7 protein-coding genes are annotated in these 7,424 nt (G+C 68.5%); 3 read left to right on the forward strand and 4 right to left on the reverse strand.

What is annotated here, in order from left to right; translation table 11 throughout:
- The first annotated feature begins 174 nt into the window (after positions 1 to 174).
- The 3 genes from Q0C81_RS13540 (at position 175) to Q0C81_RS13550 (ending at position 1,895) form a co-directional block, all read left to right on the forward strand.
- Entirely contained in the window at positions 175 to 528 is a 354-nt protein-coding gene (locus Q0C81_RS13540) for a ribonuclease (RefSeq protein ID WP_291838838.1), read from the forward strand.
- Positions 529 to 633: 105 nt separating this feature from the next.
- Positions 634 to 1,122 (forward strand): hypothetical protein, encoded by a 489-nt coding sequence (locus tag Q0C81_RS13545; RefSeq protein ID WP_291838841.1) that lies wholly within the window; start codon positions 634 to 636, stop codon positions 1,120 to 1,122.
- Positions 1,104 to 1,895, forward strand: a complete 792-nt coding sequence (locus Q0C81_RS13550) for a PA-phosphatase (RefSeq protein ID WP_291838843.1) — start codon at positions 1,104 to 1,106, stop codon at positions 1,893 to 1,895. Before Q0C81_RS13545 ends, Q0C81_RS13550 begins: the two co-directional genes overlap by 19 nt.
- Here Q0C81_RS13550 and aguB read toward each other — a convergent pair.
- The 4 genes from aguB to msrA form a co-directional block, all read right to left on the reverse strand.
- A complete protein-coding gene (gene aguB, locus Q0C81_RS13555; RefSeq protein WP_291838845.1) occupies positions 1,892 to 2,758 on the reverse strand; it encodes an N-carbamoylputrescine amidase in 867 nt (288 codons plus the stop codon). The two genes, Q0C81_RS13550 and aguB, sit on opposite strands and share 4 nt — an antisense overlap.
- The gene (locus Q0C81_RS13560; RefSeq protein ID WP_291838848.1) at positions 2,758 to 3,759 is read right to left on the reverse strand and encodes an agmatine deiminase family protein; all 1,002 of its coding nucleotides are present in this window, start codon (positions 3,757 to 3,759) and stop codon (positions 2,758 to 2,760) included. The genes aguB and Q0C81_RS13560 overlap by 1 nt, the downstream gene beginning before the upstream one ends.
- 185 nt (positions 3,760 to 3,944) lie before the next feature.
- Complete coding sequence (locus Q0C81_RS13565) at positions 3,945 to 6,428, reverse strand: TonB-dependent receptor (protein WP_291838851.1); 2,484 nt, start codon at positions 6,426 to 6,428, stop codon at positions 3,945 to 3,947.
- Positions 6,429 to 6,610: 182 nt separating this feature from the next.
- Positions 6,611 to 7,231, reverse strand: coding sequence for a peptide-methionine (S)-S-oxide reductase MsrA (msrA, locus tag Q0C81_RS13570; RefSeq protein WP_291838853.1), 621 nt, complete (start codon positions 7,229 to 7,231; stop codon positions 6,611 to 6,613).
- Positions 7,232 to 7,424: the final 193 nt, after the last annotated feature.

A 7,424-nucleotide genomic window follows, 5' to 3' on the forward strand; every position in this document is an offset into this window, starting at 1 on the left:
TGGTGGCCGCGTTCGTCTTCGTGAAATCCAAACATCATGTGTCCTTTCGTTTTCATGCGGCAAAGATATATCTTAAAAATCGCTACGCAATAGTCGTAAGATATATTTTTACCGGCTGCTCCCGCTTCGGAACCTCGCCCGCCCCCGACCGCTATGTTCGGGAAGGAGTTTTCCATGACCGAGCAGCAACAGCAGACCGAAGACGCCCGCGAAGCCGACGACATGGGTGAAAAGCCGGACCTGGGGCGCACGCCGGACGCCCTGACCGAGGCCCTGTCGGGTTCGGACATGGGATCGGACACGCGCGCCGGCTCCCTGCAGGGCGGGGCCGCCACGGGTTCGGACGACGACCCCGATCAGGATCTGATCAACGAGACCCTGGCCAGCGAGGGCATGGCCTCCGCCGATCCCCAGTCTCCGTCGGGCGTGGAACCCAATGCGGTGAAGAACACCGGCAAGGATTTGAAAGGGCCGGCGGGCGATCCCGCCGAGGGCGGGCGGGGAGAGGCCGACGCGGCGACGGGCTGACACACTCCGGCGCTCGGTCGCCGAACCGGCCTCTTGCCGCCTTGCCGCCGCCGCATGGTTGGGCCACGGTGAAGCCAACAACGCAGTCTCAAGGACGGATACGGGATGAAGCGCATGCTTTGGGCCGCCACGATCACGGCGGCCATCGTCATGACCGGTTGCGACAGCAACGCGAAAAAGGATGACGCGGCCGTCGAGGCGGCGCCGACGGACGGCGCCACCGAGGCCACGACGGCGGCCGGCCCCGCCGTTGCGCCCCCTGCGACAACCGCCGAGCCCGCCGCGCCTGACGCTCCCGCGTTCGCGGTCATCTACCCGGGCGGCCAGCCCAAGTCTGCGGCCATCTCGGCCCAAGGGCCTGCGGGTCCCGGCGGCATGCTTGATTTCACCACCGACGCCACGCCGGACGAGGTCGTCGCCTTCTATCGCCAGCGCGCCGAAGCCGCGGGCCTGAAGCCGATCAACAGCCTGAACCGGGGCGAGGCGCGGGCCTATTCGGCCGGCGACGGCGGAACGCGCCTGCTGACCGTGGTCGTGACCCCGGTCGACGGCGCCCCCAACGACGTCCAGCTGTCGTGGACCGGCGGCCACTGATCCGGACGGCCGCCGTCGCGGCCCTGATCCTGCTGCCGGGGGCCTGCGCCACGAGCGGCGGGAGCGGCCCGGCGGCCCTGCCCGTGTCCGGCTATCTGGACGCCGGCGCCCTCGACGCCCTGTCCGGCGCCTTCACCCCCTCGCTCACGACCCTGACCTGGACCGGTGACGAGACGCCGGGCGCCGCGCCCGGGTCCGACCGCTGGTGGATGGCCACAGCCCAGGCGGAGTTGCGTCCGCCCGAAGCCGCCCAGCATTTCGACTGCGCCTTGGGGACCCGCCTGGCCGGCGCGCCCCGCCCGGCCCTGACCCGGCTGATGAATCGTCTTCTGGTCGACGCCGACAGCCTGACCCGCCGCCTGGCCGCCGGGCACGCGCGCGCCCGTCCCATCGCCGTCGACCCGACCCTTCAGCCCTGCCAGCGCGTCACCGACACCATGCGCGACAGCCCGTCCTGGCCCGCCAACGGCGCGGTCGCGGGCGCCGCCTATGGCGAAATGTTCGCCGACCTCGCGCCCGACCGGGCCGAGGCCGCGCGCCGAGAGGGGGCCGAGATCGGCTTCAGCCGCATCGTCTGCCGCATGAACTGGCCTAGCGACGTGCGGGACGGCGCGAGCATCGGCCGGACGCTGTACGCCCGCGCCGCCGCCGCGCCGGACTTCGCCGCCGATCTTGAGGCCGCGCGCGCCGAGGTGGCCGCCGCCCGGGCGGAAGGCCTGACCAATCCGTCGTGCGCCGCAGAGCGCCGGGCGCTCAGGCAGGCGAGCTCCTAGGCCGGGCGCGGGCCGCTGATGACGCCGTACAGGTCGGTGCGGCGGTCGCGGAAGAAGCCCCAGGCCGCGCGGTGGCGATCCAGGAAGTCGAGGTCGAAGGTGTGCACCAGCACGCCCTCCTCCCGCTCCAGGCTTTCGACCAGGTCGCCGCGATGGTCGGCGATGAAGGAGTGGCCGTAGAAGGTCTGGCCCGCCTCCGTCACCTGCTCATGACCGATGCGGTTGGCGCCGACGACCGGCACGACGTTTGACACGGCATGGCCCTGCATGGCGCGGCGCCACGGCGCGGCGGTGTCCAGGGTGTCGTCATGCGGCTCGGTGCCGATGGCGGTCGGATACATCAGGATCTCAGCGCCCTGCAGCATCATCGCGCGGGCGGTTTCCGGATACCACTGGTCCCAGCAGATGCCGACACCGATGCGACCGAACTTGGTGTCCCAGACCTTGAAGCCGGTGTCGCCGGGCCGGAAGTAGTACTTTTCCTGATAACCGGGGCCGTCGGGGATGTGGCTCTTGCGATAGACGCCCATCAGGGTCCCGTCGGCGTCGATCATCACCAGCGAGTTGAAATAGTGCGGCCCCTCGCGCTCGAAGATCGAGACGGGGATGACCACGCCCAGCTCCCTGGCCAGCGGCTGCAGTTGGACGACGGCGGGGTGTTCACGCCACGGCCAGGCCGTGCCGAACCACTTCTCCTCCTGCGAGACGCAGAAATACGGCCCCTGGAACAGTTCGGACGGCAGGATCACCTGCGCGCCCCGGGCCGCGGCCTCGCGGATGAAGCCGACCGTCTTGTCGATGTTCGCCTGCATGTCCTCGCCATAGGCGGTCTGGATGGCGGCGACGCTGATCGTGCGGCTCATTACGCAGGCTCCTGCTGGCTGATGCAGTGGAAGGATCCCCCGCCGCTCAGGATGGCGAGCGACGGCAGCGGGATGATCTCGCGGTCCGGATAGACGGTCTTCAGGCCCTGGCAGGCCAGGTCGGCCGCCCGGTCGTCGCCGTAGGTCGGGACGATCACCGCGCCGTTGGCGATCAGGAAATTCATGTGGCTGGCGGGAATCGGCTTCTCGTCCTCGTCCAGCACCAGGCCGGGCGACGGCAGGCGCAGGACCGTGATCGGCCCGCCGGCCGCATCCGTCATCTCCGACAGGGCCTTGGCCACCGCGTCATAGACGTCGTCGTTCGGGTCGTTCCGGCCCCAGGCGATCGGGCAGGCCACCACGCCCGGCGCGACGAAGCGGGCCAGGTTGTCGACGTGGCCGTCGGTGTGGTCGTTCAGCAGGCCGTCGCCCAGCCACAGCACCTTGTGGGCGGCCAGCGCCCCGGTCAGGGCGGCCTCGGCCTTCGCCTCGGTCCAGCCGGGGTTGCGGTTGGGGTTCAGCAGGCACTGGCGGGTGGTCAGGATGGTCCCCTGCCCGTCGTGGTCCAGCGCCCCGCCCTCGAGGATGAAGTCGTTGCGATCGAGCGGCACGCCGGAGGCCGCGCCGATCTGGGTCGCGACGGTGTCGTCGTGCTCGAGTTCGTACTTGCCGCCCCAGCCGTTGAAGCGGAAGGCGGCGGCGCGGGCCGAGCCGGCGCCGAAGATCGGGCCGGTGTCGCGCAGCCAGATGTCGCCGAAGCGGCCGTCGATGACCTCGACTCCGGCCACATCGGCGAAGCGGGCGCGGGCGTCGTCCAGCGCCTCGGCCTTGCCGACCAGCAGCTTGACGTGTTCACGCCCCGGACCGGCCAGGGCGCGCACGAGAGCCTCGACCTCGGCCTGCGCCGGTTCGAGGTTGTCCTCCCACAGCTCGCCATGGCTGGGCCAGCCGACCCACATCGCGCGGTGCGGCGACCATTCGGCGGGGACGGGCGTGGTCATGGGCGGAAGCGATCCTTGTGCGCGGCGAAACAGGCCAGCCGCGCCAGATAGACATGCGCGGCCCCGACTTCAACGTTCCGGCCGTCGCGGGTGACGCGCACGCCAAGGCGATCAGCGGCGGCGCGCAAGAAGAAAGGGCGGCCCGTTTCCGGACCGCCCTCCATTCAGTCTGAACCGCGTGAGCCTTAGAAGGCGACGCGCAGGGTGGCGACGACCGAGCGCGGAGCGCCCAGGTTGGCCGTCTGGCCCGAGCCCGACGGAGCCGTCGAGGTCGCGATATCCGACAGGTACAGTTCGTCGAACACGTTCAGGGCGTTGATTTGCAGGTAGGTGCCTGGACGGATGAAGTCGAGGTCGTAGCGCAGATCGACGTCCACCAGGGTGTAGTCCTTGGTGTAGTCGTTCGAGCCCGGGCCCTGGCTGACCAGGGTGGTCCAGCGTTCGCCGACGTACTTGCCCTGGACGCCCAGGGTCAGCGCGCCGACTTCGTACTGGGCGCGCAGGCCGTACTGCCATTCCGGCACTTCGAACAGCTCATTGCCCTTGGTGGCGAAGGTGCTGCCGGCGGTGGTGCCGGGGATGTCTTCCTTGATCTCGCTGCCCAGGTACGAGGCCGTGGCGTAGAGCGAGAGGTTGTCGTTGACGAAGTAGCCGATCTGGCCGTCGACGCCCCAGCGGTCCACATCACCGGCGTTGGTGGTGTAGGCGATGGTGTCCAGCAGGTTGCCGTCGTCGTCGCGAACTTCTTCGTAGGCGCGAACGATGTAGTTCTGGAAGGCCGAGTAGTAGGCCGAGACCGAGGCGATCAGGCGGCTGGACTGGTAACGGTAGCCGATGTCGTAGTTGTTGGTGGTTTCCGGTTCCGGGTTGGCCGGGATCCGGTCGTACAGGTCATCGGTACGCGGAGCCGACAGGTTCTTCGAGTACGAGGCGAAGAGCTGCTGGTTCTCGGCGAAGCGCCAGGTGACGTTCACGTTCGGCAGGACGTCGTCGTACTTGCGCTCGAAGGCGACCGGGGCGCCCGGGGTCGGGGTGATCAGCACGCCCGCCGAAGTGCGCGGGGCCTGGGCCGAGCAGTAGGCGTCGAAGGTGTCGAGCTGATAGCAGAAGTTCTGCAGGTTGCGCTTGAAGAAGGGCATCCGCACGCCGAGATCGAGGGTCAGGGCGTTGTCGAAGTAGTCACCGACGTACTGCAGCGAAACCTGGTTCAGTTCGGCGGTCGAACGACGGTTGCGCTTCTGGAAGACGTTGCCGTCGCGCGTCAGGATCTGCTGGCCGTTGTTCATGACGCCGCCGAACCAGTCGGCGGGCAGGCCGCCCAGGTCGACGCGGCTGTATTCGCCGGTCTGACGGTGCACACCGAAGTCGTGGGTGTACGAGACGCGGAAGCGGTGATCTTCATTCAGATCATAGATCAGCGAGCCGTTGACGCTGGTGCGGTTGGTGCGGGTGTTCGACGGCGAGTACAGGCGGATCCGGTCGAGGATGTCGCCGTCGCCGTTGAGGTCGACGCCGTTGGCGACGCGGGTCGCGGCCGTGGCGGGGTTGTAGATCAGGCCCTGCAGGCGCTGATCGGTTTCCTCGATCGCCTGAATGCCGCCGCCGTTCGCCAGGGTGTAGGAGAACTGCGGGTCAACCGTCAGGGTCAGCTTGTCGGTCAGGGTGAAGCGCGACTGGCCGCGGACGTTGAAGCTGTCGGTCGGGTTGAAGAAGGTGCCGTAGAAGCTGCCGCAGCCCGGGTTCAGGGCGGCGGTGCCGTGGTCCTGACGGCCGGCGCCCGGAGCCAGAAGCTGGCAGGACTGGGTGTTGCCGGCTTCAAGCACGCCGCCGTTGTTGAAGTTGCGGACGTTCTTGCGGCCGTAGGTGTTGTTGCGGTCTTCCTGATAGCGGAAGGCCACCGACACGAAGTCGCCGTTGTCGCCGAGCGGCTGATAGATGCGGCCGTTGACGGCCTGGCGCTCCAGGTCGCCCGGGTTGGTCACGCCGTCACGGTCGAACTGCTCGTAGCTGTTGGCCGACAGGGCCAGCCAGGCGGTCGTGCCCCAGGGGCCGATGGCGCCGGTGTCCAGCATCGCGAAGATGCGCTGGTAGTTGTCGGTGCCGATCGACGGCTGGACGATGATGCCGAAGTCGTTGCTCGGACGACGGGTCACCAGGTTGACGGTGCCGCCGGTGCCGGCCGCGGTCGGGCTGTCGACGTCGGTCGTGCCCTGGTTGACGCTGACGCGCTCCAGCAGTTCCGGTTCGATCTGCTGGGTCGGATAGATCTGGTAGTTGCCGGTGTCGTTCAGCTGGATCCCGTCGAGGTTCATCGAGATGCGCTGGGCGTCGAAGCCGCGGATGGTCAGGTCGCCGCCGGAGTTGCCGTAGGCGTCATTGTTGTTGAAGTTCACACCCGGCTGCAGGTTCAGCGACTGCAGGGTGTTCTGGCCGGGCTGCTGGCGGGCCAGGTACTCTTGGGTCACGGTCGAGCGCGACTTGCCGATCTGCTGGGCGACGATCGCGCCGTCGATGCTGCGCGGACCGCGCGAACCCGTGACGACGACCTCGCCCAGGTCAGTTTCTTCAACCGCGGCGGAGCCGGTCGATTGGGCCGAAGCGGCGCCGGCCAGAAGCAGGCCGCTGAAGAGGGCCGTGGTGGCCCAGAACACGCGTTTGCGGTTCGTCATTGTCATCTATCCCCGATGAGCTGGGCGGAAGCGCCCTCGTCCGGCGGCGGCCGGTCGAAATCACGCCCCCCTTAGGCGCGCCGTTGGAAAGTGGGACGACATTGATGTGACAGTGACATGACAGTCGGCGGGGGTGGCCGTCGGGACACACCATGTTGCAACGCACAACTGTGGATGGTTTTTCAGCCCCAGACCTGACGAAGCCGCTCGGGCCGGCCGCAGAATCGGCTGTAGCCGCCATATCGAACCGGATTGCGGCGGGCGAAATCCTGATGCTCGGCCCCGGCGGGCCAGAACCGGGCGGCGGCGCGGACGGGTGTCACAAACCGATCGGCGCCGATGATCCGGACGGCGGCCGCGCGCGAAGCCTCCGCCGTCGGACGCTGGGCGGTCGTGGCGAAGACGGCGGTCCCGTAGCTGGCGCCCCGGTCGCAGAACTGGCCCTCCGCATCGGTCGGATCGATGGTGCGCCAGAAGCGATCGACCAAGGCGCGATACGAGATCCGGGCGGGATCGAAGGTGACCTGGACCGCTTCCAGATGTCCCGTGCCGCCGCGCACGACCTGATCATAGGTCGGATTGGCGGTTCGCCCGCCGGCGAAGCCGGAGACCGCGGCCACCACGCCGGGCATGTGCTCGAAATTGGATTCCGTCGACCAGAAGCAGCCGCCGGCGAAGACCGCGACCTCGCGGCGGCCGCTGTCCTGTTGCGCGGCGGGCGGAGCGCCGCCCTCGGCCCTGTCGCCGCCCGAACAGGCGGCGGCGGCGAGGATGGCGAGGATCAGGAGGAGACGGCGCGGCATGGGACAGCCTCGTTCGGCGATGATCCTCATACGTAGGCGCTGCATCGGCGGATGTCGCGCAAAGCAAAACCGCCGGCCCTCTTTGGAGGACCGGCGGCTCTGTAGTCTTGGCCTACCGGCCTTCGGCCTGCTTGAGGCCGAAGGCTTCGGATCAGCTTCCGTTTTTAGCGGAAGTTGATGCCGATGGTGGCGC

The organism is Brevundimonas sp. (genome assembly GCF_023259385.1).
Classification (GTDB): domain Bacteria; phylum Pseudomonadota; class Alphaproteobacteria; order Caulobacterales; family Caulobacteraceae; genus Brevundimonas.

Bases quoted from the DNA above. Each gene is read 5' to 3' on its own strand.
- aguB (WP_291838845.1), bottom strand. From the start codon at position 2,758: ATGAGCCGCACGATCAGCGTCGCCGCCATCCAGACCGCCTATGGCGAG.
- Q0C81_RS13560 (WP_291838848.1), bottom strand. From the start codon at position 3,759: ATGACCACGCCCGTCCCCGCCGAATGGTCGCCGCACCGCGCGATGTGG.
- Q0C81_RS13545 (WP_291838841.1), top strand. From the start codon at position 634: ATGAAGCGCATGCTTTGGGCCGCCACGATCACGGCGGCCATCGTCATG.
- Q0C81_RS13540 (WP_291838838.1), top strand. From the start codon at position 175: ATGACCGAGCAGCAACAGCAGACCGAAGACGCCCGCGAAGCCGACGAC.
- msrA (WP_291838853.1), bottom strand. From the start codon at position 7,231: ATGCCGCGCCGTCTCCTCCTGATCCTCGCCATCCTCGCCGCCGCCGCC.
- Q0C81_RS13565 (WP_291838851.1), bottom strand. From the start codon at position 6,428: ATGACGAACCGCAAACGCGTGTTCTGGGCCACCACGGCCCTCTTCAGC.